This is a genomic window from Bizionia paragorgiae, assembly GCF_900107625.1.
GTDB classification, from domain to species: Bacteria; Bacteroidota; Bacteroidia; order Flavobacteriales; family Flavobacteriaceae; genus Bizionia; species Bizionia paragorgiae.
Window position 1 is genome coordinate 169,596 of the sequence record NZ_FNQK01000006.1, and the last position, 19,488, is coordinate 189,083.

Annotated in this window: 18 protein-coding genes, 1 other RNA gene and 1 pseudogene; 7 read left to right on the forward strand and 13 right to left on the reverse strand. The window is 34.3% G+C overall.

Annotation, left to right across the window (positions count from 1 at the left end; genetic code table 11):
- Positions 1 to 215: 215 nt before the first annotated feature.
- Entirely contained in the window at positions 216 to 2,825 is a 2,610-nt protein-coding gene (clpB, locus tag BLV64_RS06045) for an ATP-dependent chaperone ClpB (protein ID WP_092133300.1), read from the reverse strand.
- 260 nt (positions 2,826 to 3,085) lie between these two features.
- On the opposite strand from clpB, the gene ytxJ reads away from it, so the two are divergent.
- The gene (ytxJ, locus tag BLV64_RS06050) at positions 3,086 to 3,475 is read left to right on the forward strand and encodes a bacillithiol system redox-active protein YtxJ (protein WP_092133301.1); all 390 of its coding nucleotides are present in this window, start codon (positions 3,086 to 3,088) and stop codon (positions 3,473 to 3,475) included.
- 96 nt (positions 3,476 to 3,571) lie between these two features.
- Positions 3,572 to 4,543 (forward strand): bile acid:sodium symporter family protein, encoded by a 972-nt coding sequence (locus BLV64_RS06055; RefSeq protein WP_092133302.1) that lies wholly within the window; start codon positions 3,572 to 3,574, stop codon positions 4,541 to 4,543.
- Between the two features lie 72 nt (positions 4,544 to 4,615).
- On the opposite strand, the gene fahA is transcribed toward BLV64_RS06055, so the two are convergent.
- The gene (gene fahA, locus BLV64_RS06060; RefSeq protein WP_092133303.1) at positions 4,616 to 5,908 is read right to left on the reverse strand and encodes a fumarylacetoacetase; all 1,293 of its coding nucleotides are present in this window, start codon (positions 5,906 to 5,908) and stop codon (positions 4,616 to 4,618) included.
- Between the two features lie 250 nt (positions 5,909 to 6,158).
- Between fahA and glyA (BLV64_RS14700) the strand changes: the two are divergent.
- A pseudogene (gene glyA, locus BLV64_RS14700) lies at positions 6,159 to 6,350 on the forward strand (serine hydroxymethyltransferase); the annotation flags it as partial.
- Positions 6,351 to 6,419: 69 nt separating this feature from the next.
- Here glyA (BLV64_RS14700) and BLV64_RS06065 read toward each other — a convergent pair.
- Entirely contained in the window at positions 6,420 to 6,917 is a 498-nt protein-coding gene (locus BLV64_RS06065; protein ID WP_092133304.1) for a hypothetical protein, read from the reverse strand.
- A gap of 130 nt (positions 6,918 to 7,047) precedes the next feature.
- Positions 7,048 to 8,229, reverse strand: coding sequence for a hypothetical protein (locus BLV64_RS06070; protein ID WP_092133305.1), 1,182 nt, complete (start codon positions 8,227 to 8,229; stop codon positions 7,048 to 7,050).
- A 495-nt stretch (positions 8,230 to 8,724) separates the two neighbouring features.
- Between BLV64_RS06070 and glyA (BLV64_RS06075) the strand changes: the two genes are divergently transcribed.
- Positions 8,725 to 9,999, forward strand: coding sequence for a serine hydroxymethyltransferase (gene glyA / locus BLV64_RS06075; protein WP_092133306.1), 1,275 nt, complete (start codon positions 8,725 to 8,727; stop codon positions 9,997 to 9,999).
- 77 nt (positions 10,000 to 10,076) lie between these two features.
- On the opposite strand, the gene BLV64_RS06080 is transcribed toward glyA (BLV64_RS06075), so the two are convergent.
- The 8 genes from BLV64_RS06080 to BLV64_RS06115 form a co-directional block, all read right to left on the reverse strand.
- Entirely contained in the window at positions 10,077 to 10,493 is a 417-nt protein-coding gene (locus BLV64_RS06080) for a hypothetical protein (RefSeq protein WP_092133307.1), read from the reverse strand.
- 128 nt (positions 10,494 to 10,621) lie between these two features.
- Entirely contained in the window at positions 10,622 to 11,110 is a 489-nt protein-coding gene (locus BLV64_RS06085) for a hypothetical protein (RefSeq protein WP_245705874.1), read from the reverse strand.
- A gap of 46 nt (positions 11,111 to 11,156) precedes the next feature.
- Positions 11,157 to 11,450, reverse strand: a complete 294-nt coding sequence (locus BLV64_RS06090; RefSeq protein ID WP_092133308.1) for a hypothetical protein — start codon at positions 11,448 to 11,450, stop codon at positions 11,157 to 11,159.
- A 19-nt stretch (positions 11,451 to 11,469) separates the two neighbouring features.
- Positions 11,470 to 12,543 carry a cytochrome d ubiquinol oxidase subunit II gene (cydB, locus tag BLV64_RS06095; RefSeq protein WP_092133309.1) on the reverse strand — a complete coding sequence of 358 codons (1,074 nt, stop codon included), beginning with the start codon at positions 12,541 to 12,543 and terminating at the stop codon, positions 11,470 to 11,472.
- Between the two features lie 2 nt (positions 12,544 to 12,545).
- Positions 12,546 to 13,877 carry a cytochrome ubiquinol oxidase subunit I gene (locus BLV64_RS06100; RefSeq protein ID WP_092133310.1) on the reverse strand — a complete coding sequence of 444 codons (1,332 nt, stop codon included), beginning with the start codon at positions 13,875 to 13,877 and terminating at the stop codon, positions 12,546 to 12,548.
- Between the two features lie 288 nt (positions 13,878 to 14,165).
- A complete protein-coding gene (locus BLV64_RS06105; protein WP_092133311.1) occupies positions 14,166 to 15,719 on the reverse strand; it encodes a hypothetical protein in 1,554 nt (517 codons plus the stop codon).
- 82 nt (positions 15,720 to 15,801) lie between these two features.
- A complete protein-coding gene (locus BLV64_RS06110; protein WP_092133312.1) occupies positions 15,802 to 16,191 on the reverse strand; it encodes an acyl-CoA thioesterase in 390 nt (129 codons plus the stop codon).
- Between the two features lie 34 nt (positions 16,192 to 16,225).
- Positions 16,226 to 17,257 carry a glutaminyl-peptide cyclotransferase gene (locus tag BLV64_RS06115; RefSeq protein ID WP_092133313.1) on the reverse strand — a complete coding sequence of 344 codons (1,032 nt, stop codon included), beginning with the start codon at positions 17,255 to 17,257 and terminating at the stop codon, positions 16,226 to 16,228.
- Between the two features lie 87 nt (positions 17,258 to 17,344).
- Between BLV64_RS06115 and ffs the strand changes: the two genes are divergently transcribed.
- From ffs to fsa, 3 genes are all read left to right on the forward strand, one after another.
- An RNA gene (gene ffs / locus BLV64_RS06120) (signal recognition particle sRNA small type) lies at positions 17,345 to 17,443 on the forward strand.
- A 74-nt stretch (positions 17,444 to 17,517) separates the two neighbouring features.
- Positions 17,518 to 18,318: an SDR family oxidoreductase gene (locus BLV64_RS06125; protein ID WP_092133314.1), complete on the forward strand. Its 801-nt coding sequence runs from the start codon at positions 17,518 to 17,520 to the stop codon at positions 18,316 to 18,318.
- 92 nt (positions 18,319 to 18,410) lie between these two features.
- A complete protein-coding gene (gene fsa / locus BLV64_RS06130) occupies positions 18,411 to 19,064 on the forward strand; it encodes a fructose-6-phosphate aldolase (RefSeq protein ID WP_092133315.1) in 654 nt (217 codons plus the stop codon).
- A gap of 130 nt (positions 19,065 to 19,194) precedes the next feature.
- On the opposite strand, the gene BLV64_RS06135 is transcribed toward fsa, so the two are convergent.
- The coding region (locus tag BLV64_RS06135; protein WP_143034136.1) for a transposase at positions 19,195 to 19,488 on the reverse strand (294 nt) is incomplete at its 5' end.

The following is a 19,488-nucleotide window of genomic DNA, read 5'->3' on the forward strand; positions in this document are numbered from 1 at the left end:
AAATACGATTAACAATGCTATTATGAAACTAAATAATGAATTTAACCCTATTTTTCCTTCATTTTAAATGGTGTTCTCGTGATTCCTAAATTAGAAGACACAAAAAAAGCAACGACGTCTAAAGTGTAGACTATCGTTGCTTTTAAAACTAACTAACCATTGCTATAAAAACGCAGGCTTTTCCAATTTATTTTGCATTAACAATACTTTATGATTTAGAGGACATCAGACACTAAATTGTCCTGATTTCTAAACACCAATTCTTTGTTAAAGGCATCTAATAATATAACACTATCGGTGGTGACTTTACCAGATAGGATTTCTTTACTTAAAGCGTTTAGAACATCTTTTTGAATGACTCTTTTTACTGGACGCGCTCCATATTCCGGGTTATAACCTTTCTCGGCTAAGTACGCAATAGCTTCCGGTGTCGCGTCGAATGTTATGCCTTGTTTAGCAATCATTTTAGAGACTCCTTTTAATTGTAACTGTACTATTTCGGTAATATTATCCTTAGAAAGCGGTGTAAACATTATAGTGTCATCAATTCTGTTTAAGAACTCTGGTCTTACCGTTTGTTTTAATAAGGCCAAGACATCTACTTTAGCAGCTTCCATAGCAGAATCAATGTCTTTAACGTCATTAAATCGCTCTTGAATAATATGACTACCAATATTAGAAGTCATAATTATTATGGTATTTTTAAAATCAGCTATACGTCCTTTATTGTCTGTTAAATGTCCTTCGTCTAATACCTGTAATAATATATTAAAAGTATCAGGGTGTGCTTTTTCAATTTCATCTAACAGGACTACAGAGTAAGGTTTTCGCCTTACAGCTTCTGTTAATTGTCCACCTTCGTCATACCCTACATACCCTGGAGGTGCACCTACCAAACGACTCACAGCGTGACGTTCTTGGTACTCACTCATATCTATACGAGTCATAGCGTTTTCATCATCAAATAAGTACTCGGCTAATGCTTTTGCTAGCTCCGTTTTACCAACTCCTGTGGTTCCTAAAAACAAGAAGGACCCTATTGGTTTTTGCGGATTCTGTAATCCTGCGCGGCTACGTCTTACGGCATCACTCACTGCAATAATAGCTTCTTCTTGACCAACCACACGTTTGTGTAATTGTGCTTCCAGTTTTAGGAGTTTCTCGCGTTCACTCTGAAGCATTTTAGTGACTGGAATACCGGTCCATTTTGCTACCACTTCGGCAATATCATCGTAAGTTACTTCCTCTTTAATTAACGACGATGCCGATTGATTCTCTTTAAGTTCGCTTTGTAATTTCTCTAAAACTTCTTGAGCTTCTTTAATCTTACCATAACGTAATTCGGCTACCTTTCCGTAATCGCCATCGCGCTCGGCACGTTCAGCTTCAATTTTAAAGTTTTCAATCTCTTGCTTTTTATTTTGGATATTATCGACAACTGCCTTTTCGCTTTTCCATTTGGCGTTAATCTCGTTGCGTTCTTCTTTTAAATTCGCTAAATCTGAACGTAAACTCTTAAGTTTAACTTCGTCTTTCTCACGTTTGATCGCCTCAATTTCAATTTCCAGCTGCATCACTTTTCTGTCTAAAACATCAAGTTCTTCAGGCTTAGAGTTGATTTCCATTCGCAATTTAGAAGCTGCCTCATCCATTAAATCAATGGCTTTATCTGGTAAAAAACGATTGGTAATATAGCGTTGTGATAATTCTACAGCACCAATAATCGCCTCATCTTTAATTCTAACTTTATGGTGTGTTTCATATTTTTCTTTAATACCTCGTAAAATGGAAATAGCACTTTCGGTATCAGGCTCGTCAACAATTACTTTCTGGAAACGACGTTCTAGTGCTTTATCTTTTTCAAAATATTTTTGATATTCGTCTAAGGTCGTTGCACCAATTGCTCTCAGTTCACCACGAGCTAAAGCTGGTTTTAAAATATTTGCAGCATCCATAGCACCTTGTCCGCCACCAGCACCTACTAGGGTGTGTATTTCGTCGATAAATAATACGATATTGCCATCACTTTCTGTGACTTCTTTAATTACGGCTTTTAGGCGTTCTTCAAATTCCCCTTTAAATTTAGCTCCGGCAATTAGAGCCCCCATATCTAAGGCATAAATTTGTCGATCGACTAGGTTTTCAGGGATATCTCCATCGACTATTCGGTGTGCTAAACCTTCGGCAATAGCTGTTTTACCCGTTCCAGGTTCACCAACTAAAATAGGATTGTTTTTTGTGCGTCTCGATAAAATTTGAAGGATACGTCGGATTTCTTCATCTCTACCAATTACAGGATCTAATTTACCGTCCTTTGCTAATTGGTTTAAGTTTTTGGCATATTTATTTAGAGAGTTATAGGTCTCTTCTTGGTTTTGAGACGTTACACGGTCTCCTTTTCTAAGCTCCTCGATACTTGCCGTTAGTTGTTTCTCGGTAACGCCTTGGTCTTTTAAAACCTGAGCGATTTTACTATTAGATTTAAAAATAGCAAGAACTAAATGCTCAATAGACACATAGTCGTCATTCATTTTTTTAGCAATTATCGACGCTTCGTTTAAAGCTTTAGATACTTCACGAGATAATATCAAATCACCACCAGAAACCTTTGGAAAGCTCTCTAGTTGCTTGTCTAATATTTGCTGTATCATGGGTATGTTTACATTCATCTTCTTTAAAATGAATGGTAGAACATTCTCATCGACATCGAAAATAGATTTTATAATGTGCTCGTTTTCTATTTGCTGATGCCCCAAACTCTGTGCAAGTTGTTGTGCTTGCTGTATCGCTTCTTGCGATTTAATTGTATAGTTGTTAAAATTCATAGTTACTTTATTTAATGTCTCTAGTGCGGTATGCTTTGCATTTAATCAATGCTTTGTTGTAAGCACTAAAGATGTTATGTTGTTATTGTTTGGAAGGAATATTTCAATTACCTTACCAATTATCAACGTAAGACAAAATGTCTGTAAACACTACTGATAGCGTGACTTTTTGTCTGTTTGTAAGGTTGTAATAAAGATACGACTTATAGAGCGGAGATACAATAAAATAGTAAAGGATATCAATTTTATAAAACATAATTATGGGAATAATAAATAAGTTATTTGGTGGTTCTAAAGAGCCTAAAGAAGAGAAGGTGTTACCGTGGTTACCCTTAACTTCAGAACAGCAATTGGAAACAATAGAGAAGCGGTCTAAAACAAAAACACAAGTTATTTTTAAACATTCTACCCGATGTGGTATAAGCAGAATGGTAATGAATCAATTTGTTTCACAATACGAACTCTTAGCTGAAGACTTGGATTTGTATTATTTAGATTTACTAAATTATAGAGCCGTATCGAATGAGGTAGGTTACAAATTTCAAGTACTTCACGAATCACCTCAATTGTTAGTTATTAAAAACGGAGCAGCCGTTGCACACGCAAGTCACGGGGCTATTAATGCTATCGATTTAAATGGTTTTATTTAAAAACGTTTAGCATTTAACTTGGGTTCGTGAATTACAAAAATCTAGGCATTTTGTATATTCGAACCCTTAATTAGTCTTCCGAGAAATACGCCGTTTATGAAACTAAAGATTGATAGGTTTGTTCTATCTATACTTATAACCATACTAATAGCTTACTTTTTTCCTCAATGGGGAATAGAAGGTAGTGGTGTTCCTATCGATACGATAAGCACTATTGGTATTTCACTTATATTCTTTTTTTATGGGCTAAAGTTGAGTCCGACCAAATTAAAAGAAGGGCTTAAAAACTGGAAATTACATGTGTTAGTACAAGGGTGTACCTTTCTTGTGTTTCCGTTGTTAGTTTTATTGTTTAGACCACTTATAGAGACTCAAGAGCAGGAAACCTTGTGGTTGGCGTTCTTTTTTTTAGCGGCATTACCGTCTACCGTGTCTTCGTCGGTAGTTATGGTTTCTATGGCTAAAGGTAATATTCCAGCGGCGATTTTTAATGCGAGTATTTCTGGTATTATAGGGGTTGCTATTACTCCTCTATGGATGGGTTTGTTTTTAGAGACCGCGCAAACCGATTATGATTTTACGTCTATTTATACAAAACTAATAGTACAAATTATTTTACCTGTTATTTTAGGTTTGTTATTGCAGCGCTACACAAATAACTTTGCTCATAAACACAGTGCTAAACTAACGCTTTTTGATAAGTCTATTATTTTGCTAATTATATATATAAGTTTTGCACAATCGTTTTACGACAATCTATTTAGCACGGTGTCATTCTTAGATTTTGTATTGCTACTTATTGGTGTGCTACTGTTGTTTTTTATCGTGTTTTATAGTACAGGAGCGATTGCAAAACAACTGCAGTTTAATAAAGAAGATCAGATTACAGCACAATTTTGTGGGACTAAGAAATCCCTAGTTCACGGTACTGTTTTTTCAAAAATCCTGTTTGGTCATATGGCTGCGATTGGTATTATTTTGTTACCGCTTATGTTGTTTCATGCGACTCAAATTTTATTAGTAAGTATAATCGCCAGTAAGCTCGCCAAGCGAAAGAATATTCTTTAAGGATTAAAAACAAAAAAAAGCAGCCTCTTAAAATTTAAGAGGCTGCTTTTTATAATTAGTTCTATACTTAAGTTATTTGTTTTTCTTCGGATTAAAAACCGGTAATAATTTTGTTTTAACTTCTCCAAATCCAATTCGAGTACCCTCTTTTTCACAGTAACCTCTCATAATAACAGTATCATTATCATTGATGAATTTACGTTCAGTACCATCATTAAGTTTTACAGGTTTTTCACCTCTCCATGATAATTCTAACATCGATCCGTAAGAGTCTGGTGTCGGGCCAGAGATTGTTCCGCTACCCATCATATCACCTGAATTAACAGGGCAACCGTTTATGGTATGATGCGCTAATTGCTGCGCCATAGACCAATACATGTGTTTAAAGTTTGATTTAGAAACCACAGTTTCTTTCGCTTTTTCTGGTTGAATAGCGACCTCTAAATTGATATCAAAACTCTTTTTACCTTTTTGTTGTAGGTAGTCTAATTGTTTTTTTAGTGGTTTTGGACCTTGAGTTCTATACGGCTCTAAAGCATCTAAAGTGACAATCCAAGGAGAAATAGACGAAGCAAAACTCTTTGCTAAAAACGGACCAAGGGGAACATATTCCCATTTTTGAATGTCTCTAGCACTCCAGTCGTTAAATAAAACCAATCCGAAGATGTACTCTTCTGCCTCTTCAATAGGAATAGGTTCTCCTAAATCGTTAGCATCGGTAGTAATAAAGGCCATTTCTAATTCGAAATCTACGAGTTTAGAAGGTCCGAAAACAGGCTCTGTTGCTCCAGCCGGAAGGGTTTGACCTTGGGGTCTGTGAATGTTAATTCCTGAAGGAATAATAGAGGAACTTCTACCGTGGTACCCTACAGGAATATGTAGCCAGTTTGGTAATAAGGCATTGTCCGGATCTCTAAACATAGTCCCCACGTTTGTCGCGTGCTCTATACTAGAATAGAAATCGGTGTAATCACCAATTTGAACTGGTAATTGCATTTCTATCTCATCCAATCTAAAAAGGACAGTTTCTTTATGCTGTTTATTATTTTTTAGCGTTTCATTTTCGTCGTCAAAAATATCAGCAATTCTATTGCGGACTAAGCGCCATGTTTTACGTCCGTCAGCAATAAAGTCGTTTAGTGTATCTTGAAGAAAAATATCATCTGTTAAAGGGATACCTTCAAAATACCCTAATTGATGAAGTGCTCCCAAATCTATAGCTGTGTCTCCAATGCGAGTTCCAATAGTAATAATATCGTCTCTTGTAAGAAAAACCCCAAAAGGGATGTTTTGGATTGGGAAGTCTGAATTTTTATCGACGTGAAGCCAAGATTTTCTGTCAGGGTTATTTGCAGTTATAGACATATGTTGCGTGTAATTTTAAAGTTTATAAAACAGTTCAAACCTACATATTTTTTTTATTTTGAAAGAATAAATTACGAAAAAAGTAGATTGAAATTAAGCATTTGTTAAAATAGTTAAGTTTAAAGGTAAATATATCTTTTTTCAAGTTCACAACGAATCATTTTTTTATTTATGATTCGAAGTTTAACACTAACAAAATATTATATAAAGGGACGAACAAATATTTGAATAACTTGATGCTGAAAATTAAAGACAGCTTAACGGTTTAGAATTAATAGCCTCAGAAAACGTTGGAAGTGGATAGGTTATAGAAGTGGCAGGTTCTTTAATAGCCGATAAGTATGCAGAAGGCTATACAAGTAAAAGATATTAGTGAGGTTGTGAAGTGGTAGATAAGGTTGAGCAAATCGCAATAGATAGAGCTAAAGCGTTATTTGACGCAATTAATGATAATGATTTAAAGCGATTGGTTTGATAAGATTATTGTTTAAATGATTATAAAAAAAACTAGTTAGTCACCTGTAGATGTAGAATGATTGCAATATGATGATTGAGTCGGTTCTCCAGCGCGATCACAATCACATCCTCCATCATTAGCAAAGGAACATTTTGAGCAATTTACTCCTGTGCATTTTTCCCCAATAGGTAATAATCTCAGTGTTTGTGAACCATCTTTATGTTTTGACACTTCAATTTTTTGTCTAAATACAACATGATTGCCATCAGAGTCTAATGCTTTACCATATAAATAGTCAGACTTGTATAAGTCTACATATTTTATTTCAAAGTCCTTAATAGTGTTTAAATCTTTAAAAATATCTGACTTTAAAATTTTGCCACGTAAATTAGAAGCATAAGTATTTAAGTCTTTGTTCTTTTCAATTTTTAAATCATCTTTACTTAATGTTGTTAAATTTTCGTTAGACTCTTTTTCGTTTTCAGAGGAACAATTAAAAAGAAAGAACACTAAGCATAAAGAAACTAATGTGATTGTCAATTTTGTTTTCATTGGTGTTTTATTTTAGATTAATAGAGTATTAATTTAATTTAATTTAATTTAATTTAAAAAAAATAATCTCAATTTAACGTTTCGTTAATATGTTAAAAACTCCCAAATCACTTTGGGAGTTTTTTTATTTTTAGCTTCTAAAGCTATATTTGGTTATAATGTGTTTAAGCTTCAGTTTTAAATCTTCGCCAGTATCGTAAACCATTTGTTCGTTACTAGGAAACTGTATTCTTCTGTTTTTTAAAATCTCTATATCTTCAGCAGTTAAAGCTCTTTTGTCTCCTCTAACATTAGCATATAAGTTTTCGAAAACAAATTCACTATCTATAGGAAAGCTTTCTAATACTTGACTTTGTTTTAAATCTTCGTAAACCACTCTTGCAATAACTTGAGTAGATTTTAATTGGTTATACTCAAGAAATCTAGCTTTTACAGTTATAATTTTATCTTGCTTTACATCGTTTCCTAGACTGTCTTTTACTACATTTCCGTTAGCATCTAAAACATATTCCCAACCGTCTACAATATTCTTTTTTCTAATTAATTGTCTTTCTGTAACACGTTCTGGCGACACATTAATACGTTGTAATTGCAGCTGCATTGCATAATCATAATCTATGCTATTGTTTGCATTGGCATGGTATACAGTCCAAAAATTGTTTAAACCATAAGTATCAAAATTTAATAAATCTGCTTGTAATCTTTCAGGAATTAGTTGATGTGTTTGATTTTCAATAGATACTATAACGTAATCTGTACCTTGATGATGTGCTTTTTCCATTAAGCTTCTAATATCCTTGTAATTTGGATTTATACGTTCAATATCATTTAAAATAGAATACGCTTCTCTATTGTCTAATTTATTCTCACTAGCCATTAAAGTAAGAGCAATATTATATTTATAGTTTGAAACTTTTGCTCTGTATTCAACAATTTCATTAGAATACTCATTAAAGTTTAATTGAAGCGTTTTATCTCCAATTTTTAAAGGAAGCACAGCTTTTATAGCATTTTGTCTAGCCTCTAAATCTAAATACGTATTAAAAATAGCTTCGAAGGTTTCAGGATTTGTTTCTTTTTTAAGTCTCGAAATTCTATTATGATTATCTGCAACCACTTTATTGTAGGCGTCCTCAAGCATAATTATATAATCTTGCTTACGCTTTTTATGCTTGTTGTTTTCTAATTTTTTTAAAGCATTACTAATGGCAAGGTCATAATTACCAGAGTGTAATTGCTTTTCAATATGTTTTCTTCCAACACAAGATGTTAGTATTAAAAGAAGTGCTGCTAATAGTGTAATTTTTTTCATCTTCTTGTGTTTTATTGGTTTCTATTTAATTATAAAACCAAGATACGTGCCAAACAAAAAGGCTTATACGTTTTGTGGTTTAAGATCTTGTTGTTTAGTAAATTAAATAGTGTTTATTTTTTGTAAACAGAAAAGTTTTTGAGGAGACTTTTTCGAAACCAATACGAGTTCAATAGTACTACTATCTACTCTTGTAAGAAAAACCCTAAAAGGGATATTTTTGATTAGGAAGTCTGAATTTTTATGGACGAGAAGTCAAGATTTTCTGTCAGGGTTATTTGCAGTTATAGACCTGTGTTGCGTGTAATTTTAAAGTTTATAAAACAGTTCGAACCTACATTTTTTTTTATTTTGAAAGAATAAATTACAAAAAAAGTGGATTGAAATTAAGCATTTGTTAAAATAGTTAAGTTTAAAGGTAAATATATCTTTTTTCAAGTTTATAACTAATCATTTTCTTATTTTTGATTCGAAGTTTAACACTAACAAAATATTATGCAAAGGGACGAACAAATATTTGAATTAATTGATGCTGAAAAAGAAAGGCAGCTTAACGGTTTAGAGCTAATAGCCTCAGAAAACTTTGTAAGTGATCAGGTTATGGAAGCGGCAGGTTCTGTATTAACCAATAAGTATGCAGAAGGCTATCCAGGTAAAAGGTATTATGGAGGTTGTGAAGTGGTAGATGAGGTTGAGCAAATCGCAATAGATAGAGCTAAAGCTTTATTTGGCGCAGCATATGCTAATGTGCAACCACACTCTGGAAGCCAGGCAAATACGGCTGTATATCACGCATGTTTAACTCCTGGAGATACTATTTTAGGATTCGACTTATCGCACGGGGGACACTTAACTCACGGTTCGCCAGTAAACTTTTCAGGACGTTTATACAACCCTGTATTTTATGGTGTTGAGAAAGAAACAGGATTAATAGATTATGATAAAGTTCAAGAAATTGCAACTAAGGAGCAGCCAAAATTAATTATTGCTGGTGCTTCTGCATACTCTAGAGACATGGATTTTAAACGTTTTCGTGAGATAGCCGATAGTGTTAACGCTATTCTATTAGCGGATGTGTCACACCCAGCAGGATTAATTGCTAAGGGAATTTTAAACGATCCGATTCCACATTGTCATATTGTGACGACCACAACCCATAAAACATTAAGAGGACCACGTGGTGGGCTTATATTAATGGGGAAAGATTTTGAAAATCCGTTTGGTTTAAAACTTAAAAACGGAAACCTTCGTATGATGTCTTCTCTTTTAGATTCTGGTGTGTTTCCAGGAAATCAAGGAGGTCCGTTAGAGCACATTATTGCAGCTAAAGCCATTGCTTTTGGTGAGGCTTTAACCGATGAGTTTTTAACTTATATGATTCAGGTAAAGAAAAATGCAGCGGCTATGGCTGAAGCATTTATGAAGAAAGATTATGGTATTATTTCTGGAGGAACAGATAATCATATGATGTTAATCGATTTACGTAACAAAAATATTACTGGTAAAGATGCTGAAAAAGCATTAGTAAAAGCTGATATTACTGTTAATAAAAATATGGTGCCTTTCGACGATAAATCTCCTTTTGTAACTTCAGGAATTAGAGTAGGAACAGCAGCTATTACTACGCGTGGATTAAAAGAAGAAGATATGAGTGGTATTGTAGATCTTATCGACGAAGTCATTTCGAATTATGAAAACGAGGAGGTATTAGAAAATATCGCCATAAAAGTAAATGCTATGATGCATGACTTACCTTTATTTAAAATGTAAGTTCCTTTTTAATAGTCATAAAAAAAAACCTGTATGAATCATACAGGTTTTTTTGTTTTTACTGATTTTTAACAGTCCTATTTTTTAGTAATCTTTTGCGCTAAAGTACCACCTAACCAAGCCATCGGAATGTAGGCTAGTAATAAGTCGGCAATGGTAAACCAAATAGGTCCCGTAATCATAAAGTTGACAAGAATACCGCCAATTAAGAATAAGATTCCTATGGTATAGGCGAATTTCATTTTATTCGCTGCCGCGATACTGTAAGCTATAAATGCACCTACTAAAGTTCCTATAGCGTGAGCTAAAAAAGGAAAGATAAAGTAGTTAATTCCTAAAGTAGGCATAACCTCAGATAAGGCTTCCATATTATTACTGTCGATATTAGGGATGGGGTATATGGCATGACCAGCTTGGATTAATGCCATGTTGATTGTGCTTCCTCCAACCCAGCCTAAAATAACGGCTAGAATGTTTTTAATACTAGAATTCATTGTGTTGATTAGTTTTTGGTTTGAAACAAAAGTAAAGTTAAAATTGGTTTATTGCGGACTGACTTTTATTTTTTTTTACCATTTTATTTATGGAAATAGCGGGGCTATTCAAGTGTTTGATCCACTATTTAAATAAGCCCTTCACTTTTTACTTTTTCAATCACTTTTATTAATTCATCTTCCTTTTGGCTACCAATTACAAATGTTTTACCAGTTTTAAGGGTGATTGCTAAACCTTTGTTTCCTTTGGTATTATATACCGTGCCATAGTCGGTGCCCCAACGGATACCCCAGCCACCAACAAAGCCGTAATTAATGATCTCCACGTTCTCAATATCCTTCCATGCTGTGTGTTTTTTAACGAACGGTATGTAGTGCATATGTATGCCTTGAGAATTGATCTCAGTTTTTAAAGTGAGGGTTAAAAATAAAGCGATAAGTAGCACTATAACGATAGTATAGATCGCTAAGCCTGTCATTGATAACGATGAATCACTGTAGGTTTTGTTTTGAATTAATTGTTGGTATAGGCCTACGATTGAGGGAATTCCAACACCAATTAAAAGCAGCCATAACCACCATTGAGTAAACTTTTGTTGTTCTTTAAATGCTATCATTGTACTCTTTTAGTCTCTAATATAAAGGTATTCTATGAATTAGTAATCACTTGACTTTACTTTTTAGGTAATGTAATAGAAGTAATGCCAAGCCACCTGCTATGAGCGACACCGTACAATTTAGAATAAATAAAGAAATGGAAACACTATGCTCACTAACAATTGCTTGCGGGTTAAAACCCAAGCGCCCGAAACTTTTAATAAATAGGATACTACCAAAAACTCCGGCGATAGTATTGCCGATTAAACCAAAGGAATACTTTTTATTTAAAGCAGCAAAACTGTTGGCACCAATGATGCCAAATACGATACTGATTAAAGAAATTAGAGTTGCGGTCATAATAACAAAGAATGTTTAATTAGTGGCCGTAATCCATATCATCAATTTTACCTTTCATTAGTCTTTTTTGAACAATAAAATACACTAATAATAAAATTAACCCGATTACTCCCCAACCAGAAGCAACGGATAATCCATAATTGGAGGCCGATGTATTATAAATCGTTAACGCGGGATGTATGCTATTGGTGGAAGGTAAAATAACAGGGAATAATGAGGCTAACGAAGAGGTGATTCCTCCAAAAATAATAAGTGTTGAAAAGGTAAATGGAATGGTGTCATTTTTAAATCTTGAAATAAAAAAAGTACCAATAATTCCAGTTAAATAAATCAAAGGGAAAATTAGGAGGTAAGGTCTATCTGAAAAATTGGCAAAAGATTGTGGGTTGATTGTTTTCCAGCTAATTAAAGATATGATAGTTAGTAGTACAAGCACACCGTTTAATCGAAAGGCAACGGTCTTTAGTTTTTTATTAATAGAAGAATTTGTTTTAAGCACAATCCAATTGGCACCGTGAATCGCTAAAGTTACAACGCTTATAAACCCAATAATTAAAGTAAACCAATCGATTACTCCTGGGTGAGTGGTTAGCGGACTAAAGCTTGCGTCCCAAAGTGGTAAGAAAAAATAATGTGGTTCGTGAATGGACGTGCCATTTTCGAAACCGCCAAGGTTAACACCTCTCACAATATTACCTAGAGCGATTCCGAAAAACAATGCTAATAATAAGCTTGAGACTCCAAAAGAGGTGTCCCAAATATCTTTCCACATTTGGAAGTTAAACTGACTTCTAAACTCTAGGCCTATAGCGCGGAAAATAATAAGCCATAAAACTAATATTAAGGGTAAGTAAAAGCCGCTAAATACCGAAGCGTAGAAAGTGGGGAAGGCCATAAATAAGAGTCCCCCGGCAGCAACGAGCCACACTTCATTAGAGTCCCAAAACAAGCCTGCAGATTTAGCTATGACTTCTTTATCTTTTTCCTTTTTAGCATAAAATAAGTGAATAATACCTGTTCCAAAGTCGTAGCCATCTAAAATAAAAAAGACGACTAAAATAAGAGCTATGATAATAAACCAGAAAAGTTCCATAATTAATGAGTTTGAGATTTAGGGCCTTGATGGATTGTTTTGCCTACCAATACTAAAAATAAAAGACCGAGTAGCATATATAATGCAACAAATCCTAATAGAGTAAATAAGGTATTCCCCGAAGACACGTTTGGAGAAATGCCTTCACTCGTTCTTAATAAGCCGTAAACTAAATAAGGTTGACGGCCTAATTCGGCGGTATACCAACCCGTAAGGTTTGCGATATAAGGAAAGGGTACCATAAACATAATGGCCCATAGAATACCGTTCATGGTATATAGTTTTTTTCGCCATAAAAAGAAGGCTGCCAAACTCATGAGTCCAATAAAGATGGTTCCTAGTCCAACCATAATGTGATAAGAATAATATAAAGCGGGGATGTTGTCTGGTAACTCATCCTCTTCAAATTGATCCATTCCGGCAATTTGCTTGTTCCAGTCTTGGTAGGTTAAAAAACTAAGGATATTGGGAACAGCTATTTTATTGTCTAACTTTTTTTCTACCATATTTGGCTGACCGATTAAAACAATTTCGGCTCCTGCTTCTTCGGTTTCAAATATACCCTCCATTGCAGCAAAGGCTGCTGGTTGGTATTTAACAACGTTTTTTGCATTCCAATCTCCAGTAGGAAAAGCGACAAGTATGCTAGAAATCAAACCGAAAATCACCCCAGTTTTTAAAAACAATTTACCAAACTCGACGTTTTTATTTCTTAGAATATAAAATGCTCCTATACTAGCGACTACAAATGCTGAGGTAACTACCGATGCTAACTGATTATGTAAAAAGGCTGGTAGCAACCACGGATTGGTAAATAACGCTTTAAAATTAGTTAGTACAAATTTGCCATTTTCTAGTATCTCATAGCCTACAGGGTGTTGCATCCATGCATTGGTTGCTAGAATAAACCATCCGCTAGCCCAAGATCCTAAAAAGACTAAAACAGCCGTTAGAAAATGAAGCTTTTGCCCAAGTCGTTTTTCACCAAAAATAAATAGTACCAAAAAGGAAGACTCTAAGAAAAAGGAAAACAAACCTTCCATGGCTAAGGTTTGTCCGATAATACTACCAGTAAGTTCGGAGAATTTGGCCCAGTTAGTCCCAAATTGAAATTCCATAGGGATTCCTGTTACCACACCCATAGTAAAATTGATGGCAAAAATTTTCATAAAAAATTTGGCAGCATCATTATATTTCTCAACTTTTTCTCTTAAATACCGCCATTTAAAATAGACAATCATTAAAGAGAGTCCCATTGTTAATTGCGGAAAAACGTAATGAAACGTGATAGTGAATGCAAACTGAAGCCTATCATAAAAGATCATATCTTCCATAGAAAAGAATAAATTGAGAGTTTATTATATTGATTATTAATACAAAATATATACTATTAGGATATTGTTTTAGGTGTGTTTTAAGTGGTATTTATAAATGTCAGAAAACACTCGTATAAATTTAGTGATTAATTTTATAAAACAATTCTATAACAATAGGAAATAGTATTGTTAGGTAAGATAACGGGTGTTACCGAAAAGCTATTAGTCTCAACTGTTTTAAGAGCTGTAAACTCAATCAACCTGTCGCTTTAACACTTATTGTAAGGTAAAAAATTGTGTTAAGATTTAAAAAGTGGTGTGTTGGTAGGCACCACTATCGGGAGATGTTGTTCTATCGATACCTGAAACATCTAAAGGAACTTGATTTGCAAAAAATGAATTTCCTAAGCCCTTAGCTGCCGAATCCTCATTAATATTAAAATCGTTTTCCGTTACATTTTTAAAGTTAGGAGATTGGTTAAAAATAATCCCTTCGTAATGTGTAGCGTCGTTAAAATTATAATTAGAACCAGAATAATTGTTATTTGAATTATCAAACCGCAGTAGGGAATTGGTGAATTTGAAGTTAAAATCAATTGAAGCATCAAATATTTCATCAATTAGGAATTCGGGATTATCATTTCCGTAAACAATACAGTTATTAAAATTAGCTTCGGTAAGCTCGTATAAAAAGGCTGTGTTTGAAGCGTCCATAACAAAGTTGTTAATTAACAGAGCCGGGAATTGTCTAAAACTATTACTCCAATAATTAGCAATTGTAGAATGTGTGAAATTATATTTTCCGCCTTGCGTTAAGGCTAATGACACTTGTCCTGAATTATTTATAACCACATTCTCTCCGGTTATAGAGGTGTTTCTTGCGAGTACACCATAATTACTAGAGTTGTAAATTTTAGTGTTGCTTAGTGTTAATTTGTCGCTAGGTCCCCCTGGGTTACCATCCACGATAAGTCCGACACCTGCATTTTTTATAGTGGCGTAATTAATTGTGTTATCAGTACTGTTTTGAAATAACCAAATCGATCCCCATTGTCCCGGAATATCAGAAAACCCCGGTTCTAAACGATCGCCTTCAAAAATAACTTCGTTTTCTAATAACATAGGGTCGGTGCTTAAATCACCATTAACTTTTAGGGAAGCATTTTCACCAACTATGAGTCCGGAGTTGGCGTGAAAATGCACGCGTGCACCTGGGTTTACTGTAAGTGTCTCTCCATTGGGTACGGCGGCATAGCCATATATAACATAAGGTTTTTCGTTGGTGAAGCTTAATTCATCTGGTAAAAGTTCACGACCTTGTATATAGGTGTCTATAGACTCTCCGTTTACATTAAAGGTTAAGGTTTCAACAACGCCTGTAGCACCATCGCGATTAGGGTATATAAATACAGCATCTTTTATTAAGGTCACTAAATCTACACTTTGATGGTTCGCACCAGAGTCAAAATCGATTTTATCGGTATATAGAAACTCGTTATTTATTAGTGGGTTAGTAGTTGTATTGTATGTGGTTTCAACAAAAATAAACAAACTGTCTTTTGCTAGTATTTCAACATTATAAAACGCTTTTCCGGCAGTTCCATCTACATTTAAACGGTAACCAGATGATTCACCACGGTTTAAACTAACCGACGGAATCGTTATGTCTTTATTACTGCGATTATAAACTTTTAGGTTATAGGTACTAGATCCAATGTTAGCAAAAATAGTATCTAAATACACCGTATCTTTAGAGAACTCCAATTGTCCCGTGCTCGGTTCGAATTCAAAATCTTTACGACAAGAACTCCACAATAATAGAAATCCAAAACAAGCAATAAAATAAAAGGTACGTTTCATAATTGTAAAAATAGTAGGACGGTTCACTTTAAGCGTCTAAAATATAACTTTTGATATACTAATTTAGTATGACTATCCCTTTTTAAATAAATATATTTTTGACTTCAGGAATGATACGCGTAGGGTGTTGGGTTTGCGCATTCATAAAACACCATTTGGTTTCCGATTTAGCAATGAGCTCTTGTGTGTTTTTATTATACATTTCTACAACGCGTAACGAGGTTATTGAAGTAGAATCTATAATAAAGGTTTTAATCGTGATGACATCATTTAAAACAGCAGCTTTTTTATAGTCTATTGTGTGGGACATAAGTACCCAAAAATAGTTGTCTCTAACCGTTTGAGGAGCTGCTTTTTCCCAGTGTACCATAGCAATATCGTTTACCCATTGTACATAAACCACATTATTTACGTGGTTTAGAGCGTCCAAATCATTTTTAGTAACGGTAATATCGTATTCAAAGGTTTTCATGTCGTTTCTATTATGCTAAAGGTAGCGGTATTGTTTATTTCTCGGTAATTCTTACTTCAAATAATTTGTCCCAACGTTTTCCTGTAACAAAGATAGTTTCGGTATCTGGGTTGTAGGCAATACCGTTTAGGACATCTAAACCTTGATGTTGAGTCACTAATTTTTTTAAAGGAGAGAAATCGATTACGGCTTCTGTTGCACCGTTTTTAGGATTGATAATAACAACTCCATCTTTTTGGTAGATGTTAGCGTAGATTTTACCGTTAATCCATTCCAATTCATTTAGACGACCTATTTTACCTCTATTGGTAAATACTTGAATATGGTCTTCTTCAACTAAGGTATCAGGATTTAAAAGCCAAATGTGAGACGTACCATCGCTTTTGTAAAGCGTTGTGTTGTCATTACACAATCCCCAACCTTCTTTACTTTCTCCATATTTAAAGCTGCTCTTGCGTTCAAGAGTTTTAGCATCATAGACAAATCCGGTGCCTTCTAACCACGTTAATAGGTATACATTATTGTTAAGTACAGTAAGACCTTCACCAAAATATTCTTTTGCTAGAGGTACATTTTTTGTTACGGTTCCTGCTTTATAATCAAGTGTTCTTAATTTCGATTCGCCGTATTGTCCTGTACTTTCATAAAGCGTTCCGTTATAAAACTCTAATCCTTGAGTGTACGAGGTGATGTCGTGAGGGTAGGAGTTTACAATTTCGTACGATAGAATTTTTGGAGCTGTATCATTTAATACTGATAGTTTCTGAGTTACAGTTTCTGTATCGCCGTCATAAGTAATTGTTGCCTGTAAATCGTGTTCACCCAATTTAAAGTCTTGAATTAAAGAGCTTGGTTGAATAGGATTTCCATCTAAAGTGTAGCTTACCGATGACACTTTGATGTTTTTAGGGTTTTTTAGTTTTAACTCTAAGGTTTTTCCTAATTGAATGGCGTTATTTTCGGTATTTGTCTGGATAGAAAAATTATTTTTTTGAGTAGAACTACCACCGCAAGCGATGAAAAGGCTGCCTAAAAATATGATTGTAAGTACTTTAAATGTTTTCATTTTTGGTTTCTAATTTTTAGCAAGATATTTATTAAAATTCAGTTAAAAAAATCATTGCAAAATTATTAAAAGATTGTATATTTGCACCGGCAAGTCCTACACAACCAGCTCCTGTTGAATCCTCCAGGTCGGGAACGAAGCAAAGGTAAATGGTCGTAGCGGTGTGATGTAGGTAGCTTGCCTTTTTTTGTACCCGAAAGTCTCGTAAAATCTTCACTTAAATTATTGTATTTTTGGGCCAATAAAAGTTTAAAATTTATATGTCTAAAGTAGTTTTAATTACCGGCGGTTCTTCTGGAATAGGAAAATCGATAGGAGAGTATTTAACCGATAAAGGATTTAAAGTCTACGGCACAAGCCGAAACCCAGAGCGCTATTCCAATAGTAAGTTTCCCATTATAGCCTTAGATGTCAACCGTCCAGAAACCATCACCTTAGCCATTTCTGAAATTCTTAAAACAGAAAATCGTATTGATGTGGTGATTAATAATGCCGGAGTTGGTATAACGGGGGCTATTGAAGAAATTCCGAACGAACAAATTCAGCATAATTTTGATACCAATGTATTTGGTCCTATAAACGTTATTAAAGCAGTTTTACCTCAAATGCGAAAGCAAAATGGTGGTTTAGTTATTAATATTACATCAATTGCAGGTTATATGGGGCTGCCATATCGTGGGGTTTATAGTGCGAGTAAGGGAGCTCTAGAACTTATTACTGAAGCGCTAAGAATGGAGGTGAAAGATTTTAATATTAAAATGACCAATATAGCTCCTGGTGATTTTGCAACAAACATTGCGGCAGGTCGTTTTCATGCCACTGTAAATCCCAATTCGCCATATACAAAATACAAATCCGTACTGAGTGATATTGATGAGCACGTAAATAGTAGTGGAGATCCGATAGCAGTTGCTAAAAAAGTTTTTGAAGTCATTAATACTAAAAACCCTAAAGTTCATTATAAAGTAGGGGCTTTTATGCAGAAGTTTTCAATTGTATTAAAACGAATTCTACCCGATACGCTTTACGAAAAACTCTTGTTAAATCATTATAACTTATAAGTGAGTTATGATTCTGATTTATTCATTATTAAAACCAGTGGATAAATTGTAAATTTGTGAGCATATAAACAAACACAACTAAATTTTAGACAATGAAATTTTTTATAGACACAGCAAACTTAGACCAAATTAGAGACGCTCAGGATATGGGTATTTTAGATGGTGTTACTACTAATCCATCGTTAATGGCTAAAGAAGGTATTACGGGCCACGATAATATTATGAAACACTACGTAGAAATTTGCAATATTGTAGATGGCGATGTGAGTGCAGAAGTTATTGCTACCGATTACGAAGGTATGGTAAGAGAAGGTGAGGCCTTAGCTGAATTACACGATCAAATCGTTGTGAAATTACCGATGATTAAAGATGGTATTAAGGCGTGTAAATACTTTAGCGATAAGGGTATTAAAACCAATGTGACTTTGGTGTTTTCTCCAGGGCAAGCACTATTAGCAGCAAAAGCAGGAGCAACATATGTTTCTCCATTTATTGGTCGTTTAGATGATATATCTACCGATGGTTTAAATCTTATTGCCGAAATAAGACACATCTATGACAACTATGACTTTGAGACTGAAATTTTAGCGGCTTCTGTGCGTCATACAATGCACGTTATCGATTGTGCTAAATTAGGTGCCGATGTTATGACGGGGCCTTTAAGTTCTATTGAAGGTTTATTAAAACACCCGTTAACAGATATCGGGTTAGCTAAATTCTTAGAAGATTATAAAAAAGGAAACTAATTGATTTAAGTATCAATGTAAAGTATAAAAAAAGCTTCAGTACTACACTGGAGCTTTTTTGTTTTCTACAATGTTTTTTTTTTTTTGATTATTGAATAGAGTAAGAATGGATCATTCCTAAATGTTGTGTTTAGGCAAAAATTGTAGTCAGCCTATAAAGGAAGAATTCTACATTTTTCACACCTCTGAACTGAGCTCTAAAAGCTTTTATTTTAGCATTAAATGATTCAGCGGATGCGTTTGTGCTTCTATTTATAAAATAGTTTAGGATCGATTTATAATTGAGGGATATAGTGTTGGCAATTGTATTGAATGAGCTGAAGCCCGTGTTTTCAACGTCTTTGTACCAATGTGCCATTTTTGTGTATGCTATTTGTATAGAAGTTGTCTTATTGAATATATTTCTGAGCCCCTTTACTAGGTC

Bases quoted from the DNA above. Each gene is read 5' to 3' on its own strand.
- BLV64_RS06065 (WP_092133304.1), bottom strand. From the start codon at position 6,917: ATGAAAACAAAATTGACAATCACATTAGTTTCTTTATGCTTAGTGTTC.
- BLV64_RS06115 (WP_092133313.1), bottom strand. From the start codon at position 17,257: ATGAAAACATTTAAAGTACTTACAATCATATTTTTAGGCAGCCTTTTC.
- cydB (WP_092133309.1), bottom strand. From the start codon at position 12,543: ATGGAACTTTTCTGGTTTATTATCATAGCTCTTATTTTAGTCGTCTTT.
- BLV64_RS06055 (WP_092133302.1), top strand. From the start codon at position 3,572: ATGAAACTAAAGATTGATAGGTTTGTTCTATCTATACTTATAACCATA.
- fsa (WP_092133315.1), top strand. From the start codon at position 18,411: ATGAAATTTTTTATAGACACAGCAAACTTAGACCAAATTAGAGACGCT.
- BLV64_RS06100 (WP_092133310.1), bottom strand. From the start codon at position 13,877: ATGGAAGATATGATCTTTTATGATAGGCTTCAGTTTGCATTCACTATC.
- fahA (WP_092133303.1), bottom strand. From the start codon at position 5,908: ATGTCTATAACTGCAAATAACCCTGACAGAAAATCTTGGCTTCACGTC.
- clpB (WP_092133300.1), bottom strand. From the start codon at position 2,825: ATGAATTTTAACAACTATACAATTAAATCGCAAGAAGCGATACAGCAA.
- BLV64_RS06070 (WP_092133305.1), bottom strand. From the start codon at position 8,229: ATGAAAAAAATTACACTATTAGCAGCACTTCTTTTAATACTAACATCT.
- BLV64_RS06090 (WP_092133308.1), bottom strand. From the start codon at position 11,450: ATGACCGCAACTCTAATTTCTTTAATCAGTATCGTATTTGGCATCATT.
- BLV64_RS06125 (WP_092133314.1), top strand. From the start codon at position 17,518: ATGTCTAAAGTAGTTTTAATTACCGGCGGTTCTTCTGGAATAGGAAAA.
- BLV64_RS06085 (WP_245705874.1), bottom strand. From the start codon at position 11,110: ATGATAGCATTTAAAGAACAACAAAAGTTTACTCAATGGTGGTTATGG.
- ytxJ (WP_092133301.1), top strand. From the start codon at position 3,086: ATGGGAATAATAAATAAGTTATTTGGTGGTTCTAAAGAGCCTAAAGAA.
- BLV64_RS06080 (WP_092133307.1), bottom strand. From the start codon at position 10,493: ATGAATTCTAGTATTAAAAACATTCTAGCCGTTATTTTAGGCTGGGTT.
- glyA (WP_092133306.1), top strand. From the start codon at position 8,725: ATGCAAAGGGACGAACAAATATTTGAATTAATTGATGCTGAAAAAGAA.
- BLV64_RS06110 (WP_092133312.1), bottom strand. From the start codon at position 16,191: ATGAAAACCTTTGAATACGATATTACCGTTACTAAAAATGATTTGGAC.
- BLV64_RS06105 (WP_092133311.1), bottom strand. From the start codon at position 15,719: ATGAAACGTACCTTTTATTTTATTGCTTGTTTTGGATTTCTATTATTG.